18 protein-coding genes and 1 pseudogene are annotated in these 22383 nt (G+C 59.1%); 9 read left to right on the forward strand and 10 right to left on the reverse strand.

The window, feature by feature from the left end:
- The first annotated feature begins 260 nt into the window (after positions 1–260).
- Together ACIPOO_RS02855 and ACIPOO_RS02860 are read left to right on the forward strand one after the other, a co-directional pair.
- Entirely contained in the window at positions 261–863 is a 603-nt protein-coding gene (locus ACIPOO_RS02855; RefSeq protein WP_274134228.1) for a Yip1 family protein, read from the forward strand.
- Positions 864–1059: 196 nt separating this feature from the next.
- Complete coding sequence (locus tag ACIPOO_RS02860) at positions 1060–1554, forward strand: SprT family zinc-dependent metalloprotease (protein ID WP_274134229.1); 495 nt, start codon at positions 1060–1062, stop codon at positions 1552–1554.
- Here the strand turns inward: ACIPOO_RS02860 and ACIPOO_RS02865 are convergent.
- Both ACIPOO_RS02865 and ACIPOO_RS02870 read right to left on the reverse strand, forming a co-directional pair.
- Positions 1529–2725 carry a CaiB/BaiF CoA transferase family protein gene (locus tag ACIPOO_RS02865; RefSeq protein WP_400604263.1) on the reverse strand — a complete coding sequence of 399 codons (1197 nt, stop codon included), beginning with the start codon at positions 2723–2725 and terminating at the stop codon, positions 1529–1531. The genes ACIPOO_RS02860 and ACIPOO_RS02865 overlap by 26 nt on opposite strands.
- A gap of 269 nt (positions 2726–2994) precedes the next feature.
- The gene (locus tag ACIPOO_RS02870) at positions 2995–4329 is read right to left on the reverse strand and encodes a dicarboxylate/amino acid:cation symporter (RefSeq protein WP_274134231.1); all 1335 of its coding nucleotides are present in this window, start codon (positions 4327–4329) and stop codon (positions 2995–2997) included.
- A 341-nt stretch (positions 4330–4670) separates the two neighbouring features.
- On the opposite strand from ACIPOO_RS02870, the gene ACIPOO_RS02875 reads away from it, so the two are divergent.
- On the forward strand, positions 4671–5669 hold the full coding sequence (locus ACIPOO_RS02875; RefSeq protein WP_274134232.1) for an AraC family transcriptional regulator: 999 nt from the start codon (positions 4671–4673) through the stop codon (positions 5667–5669).
- A 10-nt stretch (positions 5670–5679) separates the two neighbouring features.
- Here the strand turns inward: ACIPOO_RS02875 and ACIPOO_RS02880 are convergent, their stop codons facing one another.
- The 3 genes from ACIPOO_RS02880 to ACIPOO_RS02890 form a co-directional block, all read right to left on the reverse strand.
- Positions 5680–7023, reverse strand: a complete 1344-nt coding sequence (locus tag ACIPOO_RS02880; RefSeq protein ID WP_274134233.1) for an ATP-binding protein — start codon at positions 7021–7023, stop codon at positions 5680–5682.
- Positions 7020–7697 (reverse strand): response regulator, encoded by a 678-nt coding sequence (locus ACIPOO_RS02885; RefSeq protein WP_274134234.1) that lies wholly within the window; start codon positions 7695–7697, stop codon positions 7020–7022. Before ACIPOO_RS02885 ends, ACIPOO_RS02880 begins: the two co-directional genes overlap by 4 nt.
- Positions 7698–7800: 103 nt before the next feature.
- Positions 7801–8409 carry a hypothetical protein gene (locus ACIPOO_RS02890; protein ID WP_274134235.1) on the reverse strand — a complete coding sequence of 203 codons (609 nt, stop codon included), beginning with the start codon at positions 8407–8409 and terminating at the stop codon, positions 7801–7803.
- Positions 8410–8601: 192 nt separating this feature from the next.
- Here ACIPOO_RS02890 and ACIPOO_RS02895 point away from each other — a divergent pair, with 192 nt between their 5' ends.
- Positions 8602–9408, forward strand: a complete 807-nt coding sequence (locus ACIPOO_RS02895; RefSeq protein ID WP_274134236.1) for a dienelactone hydrolase family protein — start codon at positions 8602–8604, stop codon at positions 9406–9408.
- 152 nt (positions 9409–9560) lie between these two features.
- The gene (locus ACIPOO_RS02900) at positions 9561–10295 is read left to right on the forward strand and encodes a 4'-phosphopantetheinyl transferase (RefSeq protein WP_400604268.1); all 735 of its coding nucleotides are present in this window, start codon (positions 9561–9563) and stop codon (positions 10293–10295) included.
- A 78-nt stretch (positions 10296–10373) separates the two neighbouring features.
- Here the strand turns inward: ACIPOO_RS02900 and fhuF are convergent, their stop codons facing one another.
- Genes fhuF through ACIPOO_RS02915 form a run of 3 tightly spaced genes read right to left on the reverse strand, consistent with a single transcriptional unit; the run spans position 10374 to position 13448 of the window.
- Positions 10374–11069: a siderophore-iron reductase FhuF gene (fhuF, locus tag ACIPOO_RS02905; RefSeq protein WP_400604270.1), complete on the reverse strand. Its 696-nt coding sequence runs from the start codon at positions 11067–11069 to the stop codon at positions 10374–10376.
- Entirely contained in the window at positions 11066–12694 is a 1629-nt protein-coding gene (locus ACIPOO_RS02910) for an ATP-binding protein (RefSeq protein WP_400604272.1), read from the reverse strand. The genes fhuF and ACIPOO_RS02910 overlap by 4 nt, the downstream gene beginning before the upstream one ends.
- Positions 12695–12710: 16 nt before the next feature.
- On the reverse strand, positions 12711–13448 hold the full coding sequence (locus ACIPOO_RS02915; protein WP_274134239.1) for a response regulator: 738 nt from the start codon (positions 13446–13448) through the stop codon (positions 12711–12713).
- Positions 13449–14153: 705 nt separating this feature from the next.
- Here ACIPOO_RS02915 and ACIPOO_RS02920 point away from each other — a divergent pair.
- The 4 genes and pseudogenes from ACIPOO_RS02920 to ACIPOO_RS02935 all read left to right on the forward strand — a co-directional run.
- Entirely contained in the window at positions 14154–17075 is a 2922-nt protein-coding gene (locus tag ACIPOO_RS02920) for a ribonucleoside-diphosphate reductase subunit alpha (RefSeq protein ID WP_400604275.1), read from the forward strand.
- A 362-nt stretch (positions 17076–17437) separates the two neighbouring features.
- Complete coding sequence (locus tag ACIPOO_RS02925) at positions 17438–18688, forward strand: ribonucleotide-diphosphate reductase subunit beta (protein WP_274134241.1); 1251 nt, start codon at positions 17438–17440, stop codon at positions 18686–18688.
- Positions 18689–18769: 81 nt separating this feature from the next.
- Positions 18770–19789 (forward strand): hypothetical protein, encoded by a 1020-nt coding sequence (locus ACIPOO_RS02930; protein WP_400604277.1) that lies wholly within the window; start codon positions 18770–18772, stop codon positions 19787–19789.
- Between the two features lie 352 nt (positions 19790–20141).
- Positions 20142–20522, forward strand: a pseudogene (locus tag ACIPOO_RS02935) (transposase); the annotation flags it as partial.
- An 83-nt stretch (positions 20523–20605) separates the two neighbouring features.
- Here ACIPOO_RS02935 and ACIPOO_RS02940 read toward each other — a convergent pair.
- Positions 20606–21682: a hypothetical protein gene (locus ACIPOO_RS02940; RefSeq protein WP_400604279.1), complete on the reverse strand. Its 1077-nt coding sequence runs from the start codon at positions 21680–21682 to the stop codon at positions 20606–20608.
- Positions 21683–21883: 201 nt separating this feature from the next.
- A complete protein-coding gene (locus ACIPOO_RS02945; RefSeq protein WP_400604284.1) occupies positions 21884–22354 on the reverse strand; it encodes a very short patch repair endonuclease in 471 nt (156 codons plus the stop codon).
- Between the last annotated feature and the right edge of the window lie 29 nt (positions 22355–22383).

Consider the following 22383-nt stretch of genomic DNA (forward strand, 5'->3'; position numbering starts at 1 on the left):
CGTCCGGATGCGGCCCAGACCAAGCGCGCTCCTAGGTGAAATATGCCGTTCATCCGGCTGAAACAGGCTGCTGATCGCCAACGGCTATTAACAACCCTCTTGAATGACCCAATTACTCTAAAGCCCACGGTTTCCGTGGCTTGCAGCTTTCTATACTGGCAAATGAGGTCGCAGCCGTTTTCCTTGTTGAGATTGTGGCCTTGCCCTGGCGGCATATGGCCGGTCAGGCGCGACGGCGTCCACCACGAGGAGTAACGGGCATGATCCATCACGTTTGGGGGTTGTTCACCCACCCCGATCAGGAATGGCAACAGATACGTGGCGATAAGGAAGAAACCATCGGCCACATGTACCTCACCCACACGCTGGTTCTAGCGGCGATACCGGCCATTTCAGCCTACATCGGCACCACGCAGGTCGGCTGGGTCATCGGCAGCCGCGCGCCGGTCATGCTGACCAGCGAAAGCGCGATCTGGATGACGATCATGTCCTACATCGCCATGCTCGCAGGCGTCGGCGTCATGGGCGGCTTCATTCACTGGATGGCGCGCACCTACGACGCCTCACCCAGCCTTGCCCGCTGCGTGGCGTTCGCGACCTACACGGCAACGCCCTTGTTCCTTGGCGGGCTGGCAGCGCTGTACCCGCACATGTGGCTGGGCATGATGGTGGGCCTGGCGGCGGTCTGCTACACGGTTTACCTGTTGTACGTGGGCTTGCCGGTGTTCATGAACATTCACCCGGACGAAGGCTTCATGTTCTCAAGCTCGGTGTTGGCGGTGGGCCTGGTGGTGCTGGTGGCGATCATGGCGTTCACCGTGGTGCTCTGGGGCATCGGCGTGGGGCCTGAGTACACCAACTGATGCGACACCTCACTGTAGGAGCGCGCTTGCCCGCGACCGCGGTCTTTCTGATACATCTTCGTATCTGACACGCCGCCGTCGCGGGCAAGCGCGCTCCTACAGGGGTCCGCGGTGGATTCGTGACCATTCGGCAGCTTGAGTTTTCGGCCAGCACACGCTTTGCGGCATACTCGCCTCCTCTGGAGACCGATGAAGCATGCTCGAGCAACTCAATTCCCGCGTCGAATCCTGTTACCAACTCGCTGAAGACTTTTTCAAACGCCCTTTCAAACGCCCGGTCGTGAGCCTCAAGCTGCGCGGCCAGAAGGCCGGTGTCGCGCACCTGCACGAAAACCTGCTGCGCTTCAATCCGCAGCTGTACCGCGAAAACAGCGAAGACTTCCTGCGCCAGACCGTGGCCCACGAAGTCGCGCACCTGGTCGCCCATCAACTGTTCGGCGACAGCATCGCGCCCCACGGCGAAGAGTGGCAACTGATAATGCGCGGCGTGTACGAACTGCCGCCCAACCGCTGCCACACCTACGAAATCCAGCGCCGCCGCGTGACCCGCTACATCTACCGCTGCCCGTGCCCCGAGAGCGATTTTGCGTTTTCAACGCAAAGGCACAAGCTGGTGCACAAGGGCCGGCGTTACCTGTGCCGGCGGTGCCGGGAGATCCTGGTGTTCAGTGGTGAGACGCGGGTGGAATGACACCCGCATTGCGCATCGCGTCGATCTGCTGCTGATCGAACCCTGCCTCCAGCAACACCTGCTCGCTGTGCGCACCTGCCGCCGCGCCGATGAATCGTGGCGCGGGCAACCCTTGCGAGAACTTCAGCGGGCAGGCCATCTGCGCTTGCAGGCTGCCATCGGGCCTTGGAACCTGGGTCACCACTCCGCGGGCCTGCAACTGAGGATGGCTGACGGCCTGCGACAGGCTCAGCACCGGTTCGACACAGGCATTTATCGTTGAGAAAAGCCCTTGAAGCTCGTCGAAACTGCGGCGTTCGAATTCCATTTGCAGCGCTTGCTTGATGAAGGCCTGGTCAGCTGCCTCGGCGGATAACCCTTTCGTGGCCAGCTCGGGCCGTTCTAGGGCGGTGCACAACGCCTGCATGAACACCGGCTCCAGACTGCCCACGGAAAACCAGCGCCCGTCGCGGCTGCGGTAATAGTCGTAGTAGCTGCCGCCATTGAGCATCTGGCCCTCAGGCTGCGGTTCGACACCGGCCGCCAGATACCCCGCCCCCGCCAGCGCATTCAGGCTGAAGGCGCAGTCGGTCATGCTCACGTCCACATACTGGCCCTGCCCGGTCTGCTGGCGTGCAACCACGGCCGCGAGCAGGCCGACCACGCCATGCAGCGAACCGCCCGCCACGTCCGCCACCTGTACACCCGAAGGCGAAGGGCCTGAGTCCTTGCGTCCGGTATGGCTGGCGACCCCGGCCAGGGCCAGGTAGTTGATGTCGTGGCCTGCACGCTCGCGATACGGCCCGGTCTGGCCGTATCCGGTGATGGCGACGTAGATCAGCCGCGGGTTGATCGCCTTGAGCGCCTCATAGCCGATTCCCAGCCGGTCCATCACTCCGGGCCTGAACTGCTCCAGCACGATGTCGTGGTCCGCCACCAGCCGCTTGATGACTTCCACCGCCTGGGGCTGCTTGAGGTCCAGCGCCAGGCTGCGCTTGTTGCGATTGAGGTACGCGTGGCTTGCCGAAACACCCTGATCGAAGGGCGGCAGCTCACGCAAAAGGTCCAGCCGGGTGGGCGACTCGATCCGCAGCACCTGCGCCCCCATGTCCGCCAGCAAAAGCGAGGCGAAAGGGCCGGGCAACAGCGTGGAGAAATCGAGAACCTTGAGCGACGACAGCGGACCTTGCATGCGCGGGCTTCCCTGAATGGTGGCTGAGGTCAGAGTAGGCAGGGCGTTGGATGTCGGCAATGACCCAAGCCGACATCAGGGCTGACGCATTCTCTGTGGGAGCGGGCTCGCCCGCGAAGGCGTCAGGCCTGGCAACACGTCTTTGACTGGCCCACGGCATTCGCGGGCAAGCCCGCTCCCACAGGGTTTTGTGTTGGCCACACAGGGTTTTCTAGTGGCCACAAAAAAGCCTGTCCGAAGACAGGCTTTTTTTCAACACGCCAGGCGTATTACGAGCGAGTTGCCTGAGGAGTGCCTTCGGCAACGCCCAGGTCGTCCTGCGGACGCATGTCTTCGATGGCACGACCGCCCGAGGCCAGTTCGGCCTGCATTTGCGGCACGTCCAGTTCCTTGACCCACTTGGCGACAACCAGGGTGGCAACAGCGTTACCGACCAGGTTGGTCAAGGCGCGGGCTTCGGACATGAAGCGGTCGATACCCAGGATCAGCGCCAGGCCCGCGACCGGCAGGTGACCTACCGCCGACAGGGTGGCCGCCAGTACGATGAAGCCGGAACCGGTCACGCCAGCCGCGCCCTTGGAGGACAGCAGCAGCACCAGCAGCAGGGTGATCTGGTGGGTGATGTCCATGTGGGTGTTGGTCGCTTGAGCGATGAACACGGCCGCCATGGTCAGGTAGATCGAAGTACCGTCCAGGTTGAACGAGTAACCGGTCGGGATCACCAGACCCACGACGGATTTCTTCGCGCCCAGGCGCTCCATCTTGATCAGCATGCGTGGCAGGGCCGATTCCGAAGAGGAAGTACCCAGCACGATCAGCAGTTCTTCACGGATGTACTTGATGAGCTTGATGACGCTGAAACCGTGGGCGCGAGCGATACCGCCCAGTACCACCAGCACGAACAGCAGGCAGGTGATGTAGAAGCACAGCATCAGTTGGCCCAGTTGCACCAGGGTGCTCACGCCGTAGGCGCCGATGGTGAAGGCCATGGCACCCAGCGCACCCAGTGGCGCCAGCTTCATGATCATGTTGATGATGTTGAACATCACGTGGGCGAAGCGATCGATGAAGTCCAGAACCGGCTTGCCGTAGGCACCCAGGCGGTGCAGGGCGAAACCGAAGATCACCGAGAACATCAGCACTTGCAGGATGTCACCGTTGGCGAAGGCGCCGACGATGGTGTTCGGGATCACGTTCAGGATGAAGCCGATCACGCTCTGATCCTGGCCTGCGGTGACGTAGGCAGCGATCTTGGAAGCGTCGAGGGTCGAGACGTCGACGTTCATGCCGGCACCCGGCTGAACCACGTTGACCACGACCAGGCCGATGATCAGCGAGATGGTGGAGACGATTTCGAAGTACAGCAGCGCGTAGCCGCCGGTCTTGCCCACGGATTTCATGCTCTGCATGCCAGCGATGCCGCTGACCACGGTGCAGAAGATGATGGGGGCGATGACCATTTTGATCAGTTTGATGAACCCGTCACCCAGCGGCTTGAGGGCCTTGCCGGCATCGGGGTACCAGTGACCGATTGCAATACCGATGATGATTGCAACGATTACCTGGAAATACAGGGATTTGTAGAGTGGCTGACGAGTCGTCATTGCAGTTTCCTCAAGAGCATCGGGCTGAATCATTCCTGATACACCGACACCTAAAGTACGAACCCTCCTGCTCGGAGGGATTTGTTTTTGTCGAGCTGCGCGAGGCAGGTCTCTGCTCGTTGTATCGCAAGCCCCGTGCCACTATTGGAAAATTCCCCGAAAGCCCCGTGCGGCATGGACTGTCTGGTTAACCCTAGCTAAAAAAGCCCCATCGCGATGGCGGATTTCCGCCAACTCTCGAAAAATAAGCGCTGGTATTGGCGGGTATCCGCCTTGTCCGGGGCCTGCATGCCTGCCTACCATCAGTCACTTTCATTCTCGGTGCGACGACCTGCCCCGCCATGCGCCATCGAACCATTGCCAGCCACTTTGCCCGCGCCGTGCTGCAGGGCGCCCGCCGCTATGATCTGGACTGCCAGCCGATCCTGGCGCAGGCCGGCATCACCCCTGAATTGCTCAACGAACCCCGCGCACGCATCGCGCCGGAACAGTTCGCGCTGTTGATCCAGTTGGTGTGGCGGGCGCTGGACGACGAATACATGGGGTTTGGCCTGGCGCCCAGCAAACGCGGCACCTTTGCCATGATGTGCCACGCGCTGATCCACTGCCGCACGCTGGACAAGGCCCTGCAGCGCGGCTTCAGGTTCTACGGGCTGTTTGCCGATTCGCCACGCCTGAGCCTTGAACGGGAGGGCGACTGGGTGCGTTTATGCCTGGATGAAAGCAGCCTGCGCGATCCGGAGCACTTTTTAAGCGAATCGCTGCTGGTGATCTGGCATCGCCTGGCCAGTTGGCTGATTGGCCAGCGCATCCGCCTGGATCACGCCACCTTCGCGTATCCGAAACCTGCCCACAGCGCCGAGTACGACCTGCTGTTCTATTGCCCGATGACCTTCGACGCCGGCCAGACCGCACTGACCTTTCACGCCCGCTACCTGAGCATGCCGCTGCTGCAGGACGAACGTACGTTGAAGCGCTTTCTGGAACGCTCGCCCGCCGACCTGCTGGCGCGCCCGGACGAGGGCGACAGTCTCACCAGCCAGTTGCGCCGCCTGCTCAGCCGTGACTGCACCCAGTGGCCGGACCTGGAAACCGTGGCCGATCACCTGCATATCAGCCCCCAGACCCTGCGCCGGCATCTGCGCGACGAAGGCACGAGTTTTCAGGGGTTAAAGGACGAACTGCGGCGGGACATGGCGATTTTTCATCTGGGCCAGGCGGATCTGTCGTTGCAGCAGATTGCCGAGCAATTGGGGTTTTCGGAGCCTTCGGCGTTCCACCGGGCGTTCAAGAAATGGACCGGATTGACGCCGGGCGCGTATCGCGAGAAGGAAGCCTGACGGCGCCCCTTCAAATCGCGAACTTGATCCTGAAAGCTGCACCACCCAGGTCCGAATCGCCCAGAGTCAACTGCGCGCCGTAGCTTTCGATGATGTCCTTCACCACCGCCAGCCCGATCCCCTGCCCCGGGTTCTGCCGGTCCAGGCGTTCGCCACGTTCGAGGATTCGCGCCCGCTGGCTCTGGGGCACGCCAGGCCCGTCATCCTCGATGCACAACTCATCGCCCATCATCGACGGCCGCCAACTGACCCGCACCTGGCCGATGCACAGGCGATAGGCGTTTTCCAGCAGGTTGCCAAGCATTTCCAGCAAGGCTCCCTCCTCCATCTGCACCTGGCAGTCGTCGGGCAGGTCGAGTACCACCTGCACCCGTTTGTCGCGATAGACCTTCTCCAGCGTGTTGCACAGGCTCTCGACCACGGGCTTGAGGCTGACGTGATGCCGCACCAGCCCGCTCTTGCGCAGGCTGGCGCGCTGCAACTGATAGCCGATCTGCTGGCTCATGCGCTCGATCTGCGATTGCAGGATGCGCGCCTGCTCCAGATCCTCGGGGCGTTTGGCGATGGTTTCACTCACACCCTGCAGCACCGCCAGCGGGGTTTTCAGGCTGTGGGCCAGGTCGCCCAACGAGTCACGATAACGAATGCGCTGCTCACGCTCGCTGCGCAGCAAGCGGTTGAGCGAGCCGGTCAGGCGCAGCAGTTCGCTGGGGTGTTCCTCGCTGAGGCTTTCCCTGGAGCCAGTCTCGACCTGATCTAGTTCCTGGCTCATGCCCTTGAGCGCCCGCAAGCCCCAGGTCAGCCCGCCCCAGAGCAGCGTCAGCAGCACCAGCAAGGCCGCGCCGAAACCCAGGTAAAGCTTCTCGCGCAGGCCGGAAATGGTTTCCTGATATTCGCGCACCGGCTGCAGCGCCACGATGCTGAATGCTGCGTTGCGCCCACCCAACAGCTTGATCTCGACGTCATAGACGAAAAACTCTTCGCCATTGGGCTGGCGAATCTTCGCGAACTCGGTTCCGCGCCCGTCATAGCGCGGCTGGTAGTCGATCTCTTCGTCTTCGGTGGCACGGGAGCGCCACACCAGCTTGCCGGAGCGGTTATAGATGTAGCCCAGCAGGCGGCTGTCAGGCAGGCTGAACTGCTCGCCGGGCAGCAAGGTAGGCATCAATAGCCGGTCATCCTCGACCCGTGCGGCAGAAATCAGCGTGGTGACATCGGACGCCAGGCGTTTCTCGATGGAGCTTTCCAGCGCCAGGCTGAAAGCGCTCTGCAACGCCGGCAACATCAGCAACATGAAAATGACCGCCAGGGTGGCGGCGGCCAGCATCAGGCGAACGCGAAGCGATCGAATCATCGGCAGCGCTCGGTGAAGAGGTAACCCAGGCCGCGCACAGTATCGATCGGCTTGAACCCTGCCGGCCCTTCGAGCTTGCGACGCAGACGCCCGACCAGCACTTCGATCACGTTCGGATCGCGCTCGTCGTCATCGGGGTACAACTGCTCCATCAGGCGTTCCTTGGGCACCACCTGCTGATGGTGGCGCATGAGGTATTCCAGGATCCGGTATTCGTAGGCGGTGAGTGCCAGCGGCTGCTCATCCAGTGACGCCTGCTTGCGGTTCAGGTCAAGCAGCAAGGGGCCAGCGGTGATGGTGGACTGGGTGAAACCGCTGGAGCGGCGCAGCAGTGCGTTCATCCGCGCTTCCAGCTCTTCGAACTGGAACGGCTTGACCACATAGTCGTCGGCACCGGCGGCCAGGCCTTCGACCTTGTCCTGCCAGTTGCCACGGGCGGTGAGGATCAGAATTGGAAACGCCTTGTTCTGGGCGCGCAGTTGACGGATCAGATCGAGGCCGCCCATGCCCGGCAGGCCGAGGTCAATCACCGCCAGGTCGTGATTGAACTGGGCCGCCTGGTACAGCGCCTCGTCGGCATTGCCCACCGCTTCGACCACGTGGCCGCTTTCGGTCAGGCGGGTCTGCAGGTGGTGGCGCAACAGGGCTTCATCTTCGACAACCAGCAACTTCATGCATATCTCCCCTCAATGTCCTGCCGAACCCGGCAAAACCTGAAAATAGTGCTGCCGGGGTCACGCATCGCATGAACCCGGCAGTGTTCCCGCCATCCGCGCTTCAGAAATTGTAGTTGGCGGCCAGGTAAGTCTGGGCGCTGCTGTCGAGCTTCAGCGAGCCAACCTTCGCGGCGTGGTGCGGCGCGACCTCGACGCTGGCATTGCTGCGCAGGTAACGATAACCCAACTCTACCGACGCGTTCTGTGCAACTTGCTGCAACACACCTGCCTGCAGGCCCGCGGCATAGCCCATGCCGGTATCACGGCTCATGCCGCTGCTTTCCTGGGACAGCTTGGTGACGCCCAGGGTGGCGCCGCCGAACAGCTTGGTGCTGGCGCCGATCGGAGAGAACAGGTCATAGCTGCCCAGCAGGTTTTCCTGACGCAGTTTCAGGCCGTTGTGGCTGGCGGAAACGTTGTCGTAGGTGGCGTAGTAGCGGCTGTCAGCGTTCTGCTGGCCCAGCCGGACACCCCAGGTGCTGTTCTTGTGGATGATGTGGTCCGCGTGGGGAGCATTCAGGTTGCGGTTGATGCCGTTGGATTTGGAAATCTTGTCGCTGGTGTTGCCGTAGGTGACACCGCCGAATGTGCTGCTACCCTCAGAGGCTTGAGCGACTGCGCTGCCGCCTACGAATGCCAGGGCCATGATGAGCTGATTGATCTTGAGCATGGTTATGTCCTTATAAGCGCTTGGCGCTTGCTGTGAATACGGGACTCAAGGTAATGCGCCATCGCTGAACTCCCACTGAACGTGCACTGAACCTGCGCTGAACGTTCGCCAATGGATCGATCCGGCGCCTGATCAGTCCACTGCTTGTGCACTGTCGCCCCGTACCCCTCTAAGACCCCAGGAGAGATGACCATGCGATTGCTGATTGCCCTGACCCTCATGTGCCTTGCAGGCCTGGCCCAGGCCGAGATCAAGACCCGCACCCTCGACTACCAGGCCGCCGATGGCACCAGGCTCGTGGGCTATTACGCCTACGACGACGCGATCAAGGGCCCGCGCCCGGGTGTCGTGGTGGTTCACGAATGGTGGGGCCTGAATGATTACGCCAAGCGCCGGGCTCGTGATCTGGCCGCGCTGGGCTACAGCGCCATGGCCATCGATATGTATGGCGAAGGCAAGAACACCGAGCACCCCAAGGACGCCATGGCCTTCATGACCGCCGCGACCAAGGACGCTGCCGCCTCGGCCAAGCGCTTCGATGCAGGCCTTGAGCAATTGAAGAAGCAGCCCGAGACCAACCCGCAGAAAATCGCCGCCATCGGCTACTGCTTTGGCGGCGGCGTTGTGCTGGATGCGGCCCGTCGCGGCGAGCCACTGGCGGCGGTGGTGAGCTTCCACGGCGCGCTGGCGACCAAGACCCCGGCCAAGGCAGGCGTGACCAAAACGCCGATGCTGGTCGAACACGGCAACGGCGACACCATGGTCACCGCGCAGAACGTCGCGGACTTCAAGAAGGAAATGGACGCGGCCAAGGCTGACTACAAGTTCGTCGGCATCGACGGCGCCAAGCACGGCTTCACCAACCCCGACGCCGACAAGCTCAGCCACGGCGACCACGGCGGCCCGGACATCGGCTACAACCAGGCTGCGGACATGAGCTCGTGGGCCGACATGAAGGCGTTCCTCAAGGAGCAGTTCGCGAAGAACTCGACGCTCTGAAGCCCACCACATCTCCCGTAGCAGTCCGGCTTGCCGGCGGGAGCGTAGTGTCAGTGAGTGATGAGTCGTCTGACACTACGCTCCCGCCGGCAAGCCGTGCTGCTACAGGGGGTGTATTCAATGCCATTTGCTTTCCGGCAAAATGCCGACCCATGACCCAGACACTCCCCCCCTGCTGCCCCACCCTCACCACTCATTGGCCCCTGCCCCACCCGCTGGCCAATGTGGTGCTAGTCAGCGGCCGGTTCGATCCACAGCAACTCACCGACGGCGATTTTTCGCGCTGCCTGATCGAGCCGCCCGCGAGCATCCAGCGCTCGGTGGCCAAGCGTCAGGCGGAGTTTCTCGCCGGCCGGCTGTGCGCGCGGGAGGCGATGCGTCAGCTGGACGGCCGCGTTCATGTGCCACCGATCGGCGATGACCGTGCACCGACCTGGCCCGCCGATCTGTGCGGCTCGATCACCCACAGCACCGGCTGGGCTGCGGCGCTGGTGGCCCATAAACGCCACTGGCGCGGCTTGGGGCTGGATGTCGAGCAGGTAATGAGCAGCGAACGCGCCGCCCGCCTGGCCGGGGAAATCCTCACCGCCGACGAACTGCAACGCATGGCCCAAGGGCCTGAGCATCAAGTGGCGCTGCGGGTCACCCTGACCTTCTCGCTCAAAGAAGCGCTGTTCAAGGCGCTCTACCCCATCGTGCTCAAGCGCTTCTATTTCGAGGATGCCGAATTGTTGCAGTGGGCAGAGGACGGCAGCGCCCGCTTGCGGCTGAAGGTCGACCTGTCTGAGGAATGGCACAGCGGCAAGGAACTGGACGCACAATTCAGCGTGCAGGATGGGCAGTTGTTGAGCCTTGTAGCAATCCCAGCTACACCACCTCCCCTGTAGGAGTGAGCTTGCTCGCGATTGCCATCTATCCAATACACCTACGGATCTGACATACCGCAATCGCGAGCAAGCTCACTCCTACAGGTCCGTGTTTTTTGATGGGCAATGCTCACACCGTCCCACCCACTCCACCTGATAACTCAAACAGCAACTGCGCCGCTGCCTGCGGGGTGGTCGTTCTATATAGGTGATGGTATTGAACAGCGGATTGGGCTGCCCATCGGTCTGCAAACGCTCACGCAGCAGTCGATGAGCCGGCTCCAGCGAAACGTCACTGACCAACGCCAGCCGCCGCAGGCAGGTCTCCAGATAATCCCCGGCACTGCTCCAGAACACTGAAGCCTTCACGCCACCGTAGGCGCTCAATGCATCGATCACCCTGTGCAAATGAACCAGCAACGGCCCAAATCGCGTGAACGGGTCAGATGACGGCCCCAGCGAAACTCGGTCCCCGAAAAACCTCACTCCATCGAGCACCCCGCGCTCGCTCAGCGCAAAAGCCACCTCATCGAGCCCCAGCGGCCAACTGACGTCATCCACCAGGCTTGCCACCACGACAGGTGGAATAATCTGCATGAAGTAATACTTGGCAAACTGCGACACCAGCACCGGGCGCTTGTCGGGCATCAACTCCGGGCCATAGACGCGCAGCAACAGCCAATCCAGCGTCACAGGCTGCAACAGTTCAGGCACCGCAATGACGGCACGCTGTTCATCGACAACCACCGTCTCGGCAAAAGGTGCGAGCGCCCCCGCGAACAATCCGGAACTCACGGCTCACCCTGCTGGCGCGGCCAGGTCAGGCTGAAGCACGCCCCGCCCAGCCCCTGGCTGCGACCGATCAGCGCCCGGCCGCCGTGCCAGTAGATGATCCTCCGCACAATCGACAGCCCCAGCCCATGACCGCCGGATGCCCGGGTACGGCTGTCGTCCAGGCGCATGAAGGGCGTGAAGATCCGCTCCCAGGCGCTTTCCGGGACGCCGGGGCCATCGTCCTCGACATCGATGCGGCAGCGCTCCTGACTCAACTGAAAACCGACCCGCACCTGGGATTCGGCGTGACGCATCGCATTGCTCACCAGATTCTGCAACGCACGATGCAGATACCGCGGCTCAGCCTCGACCCAGGCCTGGGCGTCATCGCCCACCGCCACCGATTGCCCGCGACTGACCCGCACATTGGCCCGCAATGGCGCCAGTTCAGCGACGACTTGATCGATCAACGCCGCCAGATCGATGCGCTGGTAATTGAGCGTCGGCGAGCCCTGCTCAAGCCGCGCGTAGGTCAGCATCTCGTCCACGAGCTTGTCCAGGTCCTGGATGTCGTTGTCCATGCCGATCATGTACTTGTGGCGCGCCTCGGGGGTGCTGGCATCGCCGATCATCTCAAGCCCGAAGCGCAGGCGCGCCACCGGGGTGCGCAGCTCGTGGGACACCGCCCGCACCAGCTCGCGCTGGATGGTCAACGAACGCTGCAGGTGCTCGGCCATGCCGTTGAACGCCGAGGCCAGCCGGCCCACCGAGTCCGCGCCTGACTCAGGCACGCGGGTTTCCAGACTGCCCTGGGCGATCTGCGTGGCGGCCGCTTCCAGTCCGCGCAAGCGATGCTCCAGCCGCCGCACCAGCAGATACACCACCAGCCCGATCAGGCACAGGCCGAGAAAGGCGATCAGCACCAGCAGCTCAGGCGGGTACGGGTTCATCTGGTACAGCGGGCCGATTTCCAGCACCCATTGCGTTTCGCCGACGCCCGACAGCACGCGGATCGAGTCGCCGCCCTTGCCCAGCGCCATCACCGTGTCGCCTTCGTCGATGCGCCGGCGCTGGTCGTCGTCAACGTCCGCCTGTTCGAGCCGGATCAGGTGCATGTCGAAGCCGAAACCTTTGCTCAGGCGCAGGGTTTCCAGACGAATCGGCTGCTCATCCACCGGGAACCGCACCAGTTCGTCGAGTAACAGGAAAATCGTCGCCCGTGCCAGTTGCTCGCTGATCTGCTGCACCTCGCCGGTCAACAGCAACGCGCTGCCGGGCTTGCCTGCCGTCGCCGGTATCACCTCGCGAAACACCCGCGCGGCATGGGGGCCGGTCTTCTCGACCACCACCTGCCCGCGGCTCAGGCGATTGCGCACGCCGCCGTCCAGATGCGCCTGCTCGGAGGTCTGCAGCGACAGCGGAATGCCCATCAGGCGCTCCCACACCGCCAAGGCCCGGATGCGTTCGATATCGTTCATCGGCGCAAGGTTGTCGCCCATCAAGGCGAAGGTGCCGTGGGCCAGTTGTTCGCGGTATTGCTCGGCGCGCACCTTGTTGACCAGGTGCAGCGTCAGGACGCCCAGCAGCGCGACCAGCACCAGTACGCCGAGCATGCCGCCATAGATACGCAGGAAAATGGAATTCATGCCGTAGTCACCTGACTCAACCGTTCAGCATGAAGTTGGTCACGTCCCGGGCCGCTTCGGGCACGAACAGGTAGCCCTTGTTGCGCACGGTCTTTATCAGACGCGGGTGGACGGGGTCGTCGCCGATGCGCGGGCGAATCTTCGAGATGCGCACGTCGATGGAGCGGTCCTGCCCGTCGTAGCCCACGCCACGCAGGGCGGTGAAGATTTCCTCGCGGGACAGGATACGCCCGGCATTGGCCACCAAGAGCCACAACAGGTCGAATTCGGCGCTGGTCAGGTCGATGCTGCGCCCGCTGAGCCAGGCCTCGCGCAGGGCGTTGTCGACGATCAGCGGGCCGAAGGTCAGGCGCCGCTCCTCACGGGCTGGTTCGTCGGGGGTGTCGCTGCGGCGCAGCAGGGCGTGTACCCGCGCCAGCAACACCCGCGGATGCACCGGTTTGCAGACGTAATCGTCGGCACCGGTGTCCAGGCCCTGAATCTGATCGCTGTCGTCGGTGCGCGCGGTGAGCATCAGGATGGGGCCGTCATAGCGCCCGCGCACCTTGCGGCAGATGCTCAGGCCATCCTCACCGGGCAGCATCAGGTCGAGAATCACCAGTGCCGGCTGCTCGTCGACGATCCGCTGCACCGCCCGCGCACCGTTGCCCTCAAGGCTCACGCGCAGGCCGTTGCTTTCCAGGTAATCGCGGGTCAGTTCGGCCAGCCGAAGGTCGTCCTCGACGATCAGCACCTGCCAGGGCTCTTGCTGCACGATCCGTGTCTCCTGATGTTGTTCTTATCGATACCCGACACTGCGGGTCATTCTACCCACTGCCCCAACATGACACACCTCATTCAAAACGCCCCACAACCAGCCTTGCCAACCCCACTTTCTGTGATAGGGTTCGCGCCCGCAAAAAACCGGGCGACTCTTTTTGCAGGCTGAAAAAACAGTGACCGGCGGCCCATCCCAGTGGTTACGCGGCCTACGTGGGATTTCCCCAATTCCCACACAAATTACACACAGACTTATCCACAGCTCGTACATTGCATTTAGTGTCACGAGCACATAATCTAGTACCTCGTTGCTCAGCCAGCCCCTACATGTAGGGTTTAGGCCGAAAAACCAAACACAAATGACCGAGAGATTTCAAGCCTTTTTCTCGCGCCAAACGGGTTGACTTACCCTCTGTTTCACCGCCTGACCGCTCACACGCGAATGGCAGACACCACGCTTCATGATCTGCGCGTTACGGTACAAGTGTTGCAACATAAAAACTGCATATTGAACAAGCTTTTACAGGGTGCCAGCCACAGAGCCGCGCCCTTTTGGACTTCAAAGCCAGGGTCGGCAATCCTTCAGCCTTCCCATCCGTTTTGAAGTCATTGGATCGACACTCGTCGGTCAACTGCTTCAAGACGGAACGGTGGGTACGCAACCCGTGCCCAAATAAACATAGAGAACGTGGAGACACCCATGCAAACAGACACAACTCGCGAGAATCCGCAGGCCATTGCGCCGCAGACAGGTGCGACCCAGCAGGACCTGTCCGCCACCGCTCCGGGTCAGCTTCGCGTGATCAAGCGTAACGGCACCGTCGTTGCGTACACCGATGACAAGATCACCGTCGCCATCACCAAGGCTTTCCTCGCAGTTGAAGGCGGCACTGCCGCTGCGTCTTCGCGCATCCACGACACCGTTGCGCGCCTGACCGAACAGGTCACCGCGACCTTCAAGCGTCGCATGCCTTCGGGCGGCACCATCCACATCGAAGAAATCCAGGATCAGGTAGAACTGGCGCTGATGCGCGCTGGCGAGCAAAAAGTGGCTCGCGACTACGTGATCTACCGTAACGACCGCTCCAAAGAGCGTGCCGGTCGTGGCGGCGAAGCGCCGGTCCAGGCTCACCCGTCGATCCGCATCACTGCCAAAGACGGCAGCCTGGTGCCACTGGACATGGGCCGTCTGAACACCATCGTCACCGAAGCGTGCGAAGGCCTGGCCGAAGTCGACGCCAACCTGATCCAGAACGAAACCCTGAAGAACCTCTACGACGGCGTAGCGCTGACCGACGTCAACACCGCCCTGGTGATGACAGCGCGTACCCTCGTTGAACGCGAGCCGAACTACTCGTTCGTCACCGCGCGCCTGCTGATGGACACCCTGCGTGCCGAAGGCCTGGGCTTCCTGGGCGTCGCCGAGAGCGCGACCCACCACGAAATGGCCGACCTCTACGCCAAGGCGCTGCCCGCGTACGTTGCCAAGGGTATCGAGTTCGAACTGCTGAACCCTGTGCTGGCCGAATTCGACCTGGAAAAACTGGGCAAGGCGATCAACCACGAGCGCGACCAGCAATTCACCTACCTGGGCCTGCAGACCCTGTACGACCGTTACTTCATCCATAAGGATGGCGTGCGTTTCGAACTGCCGCAGATCTTCTTCATGCGTGTGGCCATGGGCCTGGCAATCGAAGAGAAAGCCCGTGAAGACCGCGCCATCGAGTTCTACAACCTGTTGTCGTCCTTCGACTACATGGCCTCGACTCCAACCCTGTTCAACGCCGGCACCCTGCGTCCGCAGCTGTCGAGCTGCTACCTGACCACCGTTCCGGATGACCTGTCGGGCATTTACCACGCCATCCACGACAACGCCATGCTGTCCAAATTCGCAGGCGGCCTGGGCAACGACTGGACTCCGGTTCGCGCGCTGGGCTCGTACATCAAGGGCACCAACGGCAAATCCCAGGGCGTCGTACCCTTCCTGAAAGTGGTCAACGACACCGCTGTTGCAGTGAACCAGGGCGGCAAGCGCAAGGGCGCTGTCTGTGCCTACCTGGAAACCTGGCACATGGACATCGAAGAGTTCATCGAGCTGCGCAAGAACACCGGTGACGATCGTCGTCGTACCCACGACATGAACACCGCCAACTGGATCCCTGACCTGTTCATGAAGCGCGTCTTCGACGACGGCAAGTGGACCCTGTTCTCGCCATCCGAAGTCCCGGACCTGCACGACCTGACCGGTAAAGCCTTCGAAGAGCGCTACGAGTACTACGAAGCGCTGACCGAGTACCCAGGCAAGGTCAAGCTGTTCAAGACCATCCAGGCCAAAGACCTGTGGCGCAAGATGCTATCCATGCTGTTTGAAACCGGCCACCCATGGCTGACCTTCAAGGACCCGTGCAACCTGCGCTCGCCGCAGCAGCACGTGGGCGTGGTCCACAGCTCGAACCTGTGCACCGAGATCACCCTGAACACCAACAAGGACGAGATCGCGGTCTGCAACCTGGGCTCGATCAACCTGCCGAACCACATCGTCAACGGCAAACTGGACACCGACAAGCTCAAGCGCACCGTCGACGTAGCCGTTCGCATGCTCGATAACGTCATCGACATCAACTACTACTCCGTGCCACAGGCGAAGAACTCCAACTTCCGTCACCGTCCGGTCGGCCTGGGCATCATGGGCTTCCAGGACGCTCTGTACCTGCAGCACATCGCCTACGGCTCCGACGCTGCCGTCGAGTTCGCCGACCGCTCCATGGAAGCCGTCAGCTACTACGCCATCCAGGCTTCCTGCGACCTGGCCGACGAGCGCGGCGCCTACGAGACGTTCCAGGGCTCGCTGTGGTCCAAAGGCATCCTGCCGCTGGATTCGCAACAGATCCTGATCGAGGCTCGCGGCCAGAAGTACATCGACGTCGACCTGAACGAAACCCTGGACTGGGCGCCTGTCCGTGCCCGCGTTCAGAAAGGCATTCGTAACTCGAACATCATGGCCATCGCACCGACCGCCACCATCGCCAACATCACTGGCGTATCGCAGTCGATCGAACCGACCTACCAGAACCTGTACGTGAAATCGAACCTCTCGGGCGAATTCACCGTGATCAACCCGTACCTGGTTCGCGACCTTAAGGCCCGCGACCTGTGGGACTCGGTCATGATCAACGACCTGAAGTACTACGACGGTTCGGTACAACAGATCGAGCGCATCCCGCAGGAACTCAAAGACCTCTACGCCACCGCGTTCGAAGTCGATGCCCGCTGGATCGTCGACGCAGCAAGCCGTCGCCAGAAGTGGATCGACCAGGCTCAGTCCCTGAACCTGTACATCGCCGGCGCCTCGGGCAAGAAGCTGGACGTGACCTACCGCATGGCCTGGTACCGTGGTCTGAAAACCACCTACTACCTCCGTGCCCTGGCCGCGACCAGCACCGAGAAATCGACCATCAACACCGGCAAGCTCAACGCAGTATCCAGCGGCGGCCACGGCCCGGACGACTCGGCGATCACCGCCCCACGTCCAGCCGAAGCAGCGCCGGCAGGTCCGGCAGGTCCGGCACCCGTGCCGAAAGCCTGCGCCATTGACGAGCCGGATTGCGAGGCTTGCCAGTAAGGCAAAACGCGCTCCTCCTGTAGGAGCGCGCTTGCCCGCGAACCAGACACCCTGGAATCGCTGACACGACACAAAACCTGTAGCAGTCCGGCTCGCCGGCGGTGACGTCCTCAACCGCGCCACCGCCCGCAAACCGGACCACTGCAAACGGCCCTACACCGCAAACCTGTAGGAGTGAGCTTGCTCGCGATCACGTCAGCCCAGTCGCCGACGCATCCCGTCCAACCGCTCATGAAAAGAAACACCGAGGGCCACCCCTCACCTATTCATGTTCTTTGCGTGCAACGCCTGATACGCAACCAACACTCAAGATCCATCCGGTCAGTCATTACCACTGACCCTCAAGCAGGAGACTCAACGTCATGCTGAGCTGGGACGAATTCGACAAAGAAGACGCCGTCGCTGAACCCGTGAAAGGCGCCAACGCCGGCCACGCTTCGGAAGCCGCCATGGACAAACTCGACAGCGCCGGTGGTGCCGCCGCTCGCGAAGCACGCGCCGTCAACACCAGTGACTCCGCCGCCGTCGCCCGCGCCAAAGCCGCGCTGGACAAACTCGACATCGCCGAAGGTCTGGCCGAACTCGAAGGCTCCGCCGCACGCGTTGCCGTCGACGAAAAGCGCATGATCAACTGCCGCGCCGACCTCAACCAACTCGTACCTTTCAAGTACGACTGGGCCTGGCAGAAGTACCTGGACGGCTGCGCAAACCACTGGATGCCGCAAGAAGTCAACATGACCGCCGACATCGCCCTCTGGAAAAACCCGGAAGGCCTGACCGACGACGAACGCCGCATCGTCATGCGCAACCTGGGCTTCTTCTCCACCGCCGACTCCCTGGTTGCCAACAACCTCGCGCTGGCCGTGTATCGCCTGATCACCAACCCTGAATGCCGCCAGTACATCCTGCGCCAGGCCTTCGAGGAAGCGATCCACACCCACGCCTACCAATACTGCATCGAATCGCTGGGCATGGACGAAGGTGAAATCTTCAACATGTACCACGAGATCCCGTCGGTCGCGAAAAAAGCCGCCTGGGGCCTCAAATACACCCGCGCCATCTCCGACCCGGAATTCAACACCGGCACCGTCGAAACCGACAAAGAGCTGCTGCGCAACCTGATCGCCTACTACTGCGTCCTGGAAGGCATCTTCTTCTACTGCGGCTTCACCCAGATCCTCTCCATGGGCCGCCGCAACAAGATGACCGGCGTCGCAGAACAGTTCCAGTACATCCTGCGCGACGAATCCATGCACCTGAACTTCGGCATCGACGTGATCAACCAGATCAAAATCGAAAACCCGCACCTGTGGGACGCTGAACTGAAGGAAGAAGCCAGCCAGATGATTCTGCAAGGCACCCAACTGGAAATCGAATACGCCCGCGACACCATGCCACGCGGCGTACTGGGCATGAACGCCGCGATGATGGAGGACTACCTCAAATTCATCGCCAACCGTCGCCTGTCGCAGATTGGCTTGAAAGAAGAGTACCCAGGGACCACTAACCCGTTCCCATGGATGAGCGAGATCATGGACTTGAAGAAAGAGAAGAATTTCTTTGAGACGCGAGTGATTGAGTACCAGACGGGTGGGGCGTTGAGCTGGGATTAAAATTTCGCCGCCTTTTTAAGGCGGCTTTTCATTTCACCAACTGTCATAAGAATCAATACAAACAACTGAAAGGGATTTAAATTGAAAGCGATGGAATTCAAACCCACCACAATTAGCGAATTACAAAGCTATCTGGGCAACCTTTATAGCGTTAGCAACAACAATCATAGCTTCGAATACATCTACGGCTACTTGACAAGAAACTGCTCATACTTATCAAGAGCAATTCTTAGAAAAAAAGATGATAGTGACTACTTTGTAAAGTCATTTTCATGGCTGTTCGCTCTAGCGTCAAAACTTGAAATAAACATAGAAGAAGCGTTCAGAAAAAAATTCCCTGAAAAATGTCCTTACTGCGTATCCTTGCAGTGCGTATGTGCAACAACGGGTAAAGCTCCCCCTGCCCACAAATCTGAATGGGAGATAAAAGAAGAGTTAGCCACCGCATATCAACTCTTGATTAACAATGCAAATACACGACACTTAGTCATCGATGGCGCGGTGACAAAAATAAATGAAATCTACCCGGGGAACCGAGCAATTTGGTCAGTCTACGGTAGCTCGTACCACTTTTCCCGCCTATTTGAGGAGCTGGGCGAAGTTCATGAGGCGTACGGCGCCCACGTCCAGAAAAACAGAAGTATTGATCTCATTAGAGAAGAACTGGCCGATGTATTGGCATGGCTTCTTTCCGCTTGGGGTATTGCGTCTCCAGCGAAACGTCTCTCCAATGCTTTCATTGAATATTACTACACTGGATGTCCAGTTTGCAGCAGCAACCCTTGCAACTGCCCAAACTACTCCAGCCGTGACCAAGCCATAGTAAACCCCGTACAACTTGAACAATTCAAGGCTCTAATCAACGAAATCACAACTCATCTCCCTAATAACATTCCTGAGCTGTCGCAGATTGCCGAAAACATCGACCAGTTAAAGGAGACTGACTCAACTACAGATGCTAAAAGAGTTCTCGCGCAAAGCGTTGAGGTATTGGATGCCATTCAGTCAGGAACAGACAAAGCAGTGAAAGTCACTGAAAATGTCAAATCCTTGATCACTAGCGCCATACTTTTTGTAAACTCACTTACATGGTTTGGCTAAAAAATTACCTAACAATTTCTGCCACTCCCAGAACAGCATTACTTCAGATCAATTCCACTTTATACGCCACTAGTGCACGTGTAAATTAATGGGGGAGCTAGCTCTCCCATTGTTTGTAGCGACGCTCGGTCATATTCGGAGTTTTCAGACTGGATCCTTACCATGTTCGCCGGCACCTGCTTTGCCCATCTGCTCAGCGCAAACTCACGCCGATTCTTTCGGCAGTCCACCGACAAGCATTAAACGGATCGGTACGTTAAGCGCTGCACGTCTTGGCAGTGAGCGTTCATTAGATCTTGGCCTCGAGCCAACGATCACTGGTCGCTTTTTTTCAAAATGCTGGGCCTCATCGCTAAGGCTTTACGGTTACATAGTCTTGGAAAACCACCTGCACTACCGCGCCCAATCTCCCAATCTCGCCAAACCAGTCGTCAGCTTCAAATCCTTCACAGCCTCACACATCATCGACCACCTCAAAACCGCGCACGCAGAAAGCACGCTCAAACGGCTGCGCTTCGCCAACTACGCGCGTAAGGTCCACCGCGTTTATCAGATCTGGCAAGAAGGCATGCACGCAGGATTGGTGTATAGCGACAGCGTGATGCGGCAGAAGCTTGATTACATTCACCACAATCCGGTAAAGCGTGAGTATATGGATCTGGGCGAGCATTGGAGGAATTCGAGCGCTCGGGATTATCAGCGGGAGCCAGGGCTGATTGAGGTTCAGTGGTGATGTTAGCAGCAGTTGACGCAGAGCGTCAGGGCTGCGCCCTCCCGGGTAATTGTGAGAGCGCGAATCCAAGCTTGGCAGATTAGCTACATGACCACTGGTTTGAACCTAGACTCAGGAATCATATTTTGGATACGTGGTTTATTGCTAAAAGTACCGGAATTACGTGGATCGGTCACATTAAACCCACAAAAGTCATTAGGCACGACATCACAAAAATATAAATCAAAGCTACCTTTTACCTCAAGGTCCAACGATATCATCTCATAAATACTACAACGCTTTCTTCGCCAAACAATATAAGAGTAGGCACCCCGAGAAAACACTACATCCATATAATTAGAGGTATGAGATCGCCAGTCCAGACCATAGCAAGGCTCAAAACGCAGCTTGTACGGTTCTATTAATAAAATTTTCTTAAGCAATTCTTCACGAGGAGTACCTACACCCTGCAACCGAATCCCGCCCACCGCTTTTGCAAGTTTGTGATAATCGGAAATTTTGTAGCTTTTATGTGGATACAGAAGGCTTTCAGCAGGCAGTTTTCTTTTGAATTCGTAAACCCGGACCCATTTATTCGCATCGACATCAAGGGCATCAACATCTACAGCGTACACATCACCAAAATTCATAATACATCGGGAAATATACAACGCCTGAATTTCACTAGGATACATTGCTGGCAAAAAATCGCCAAACCAAGATCTCGACGGGCTCTTACCAACCAATTTTAATAGTTTGTTATTAATAGTTTCCTGCAAATCTTCAAGGCTCAGAGCGGATTCTAAAGTATGCATCCCGCCCGCCGAAACAGTTACCTTACGCACAACCAATTTGATGAAACCAACATCACAATCCAAAACGCTACCAGAGTACATGTAGTAGTTATCGTATTTTCTAATATGCATCAAAGCCTTTAAAGGAGCAGGTACCTCCCAGCCGTTATCGGAAGGAAAAAGCCAATGATTCGCAAATTTATTACCATCCCACTCCCTTTTAAACTTTATAACACCGAAAACGGCTTCCGAGCTAAAAAACTTTGAGCCATACAAACGACGAAATACTGCTTCCGTCAAATGTCCTTCCAGACGCTTATCCTCACCTGATTTCTTATCCTCATCCAACAGGTGCATCATCCTAGTGTAAAAACCGTAGTCAAACACATCCCCTCCTAGAAACTTCCAAGCCAGCGATCCAATTACGCCACACTCATCACGACTCAATAAGATAAATTATCCGAGCAAGCCGAGCACTCCAGGAGACGGAAGCTCACGTGACAGCAACACCAGCAAAGGTGCTATTGACAGTTGATACTTCGTAAACTTAAGGAATACGAAGTTAAGACTCAGAGATTTGGCTCTTAACTACAAGCAGGATTTTAGGCCTTCTTCGTCGATCTGACCGTCTGGCATGCCATTGTGCAACCAAAATGCCATCATATCAACCAAAACTTCCGTCTTTTGCTTTCTCATCATCCTTACTGCACATTCCCAGACGATGAGGGGACGCCAGCCATCCGACAGAAGCTTTTGCAGATGTGCATAGTCTCTAGCTTGGTTTTTATGGATTTTTTCTTCCCAAAACTTTGGGCGAGTCTGAGGGATTTTGAAATAACGGCAGCCATGCCCATGCCAAAAACAACCATGAACAAACACTACTGCCTTATATTTTGGCAACACGAGATCGGGTGTACCGGGGAGATCGCTTACATGAATGCGAAATCGAAAGCCTCGCGCGTGCAAGGCTTTTCGAATCAGGATTTCGGGGGAGGTGTTTTTGCTTTTGATACCGGACATCATCCGGGACCTAGTGGCCGCGTCAACAACGTCAGTCATGGGAGCCTCCGCTAATCAAAGACTCTCTA

Origin of the sequence: Pseudomonas sp. NPDC090201, assembly GCF_044746825.1 — a bacterium.
Taxonomy (GTDB): Bacteria; Pseudomonadota; Gammaproteobacteria; order Pseudomonadales; family Pseudomonadaceae; genus Aquipseudomonas; species Aquipseudomonas putida_AD.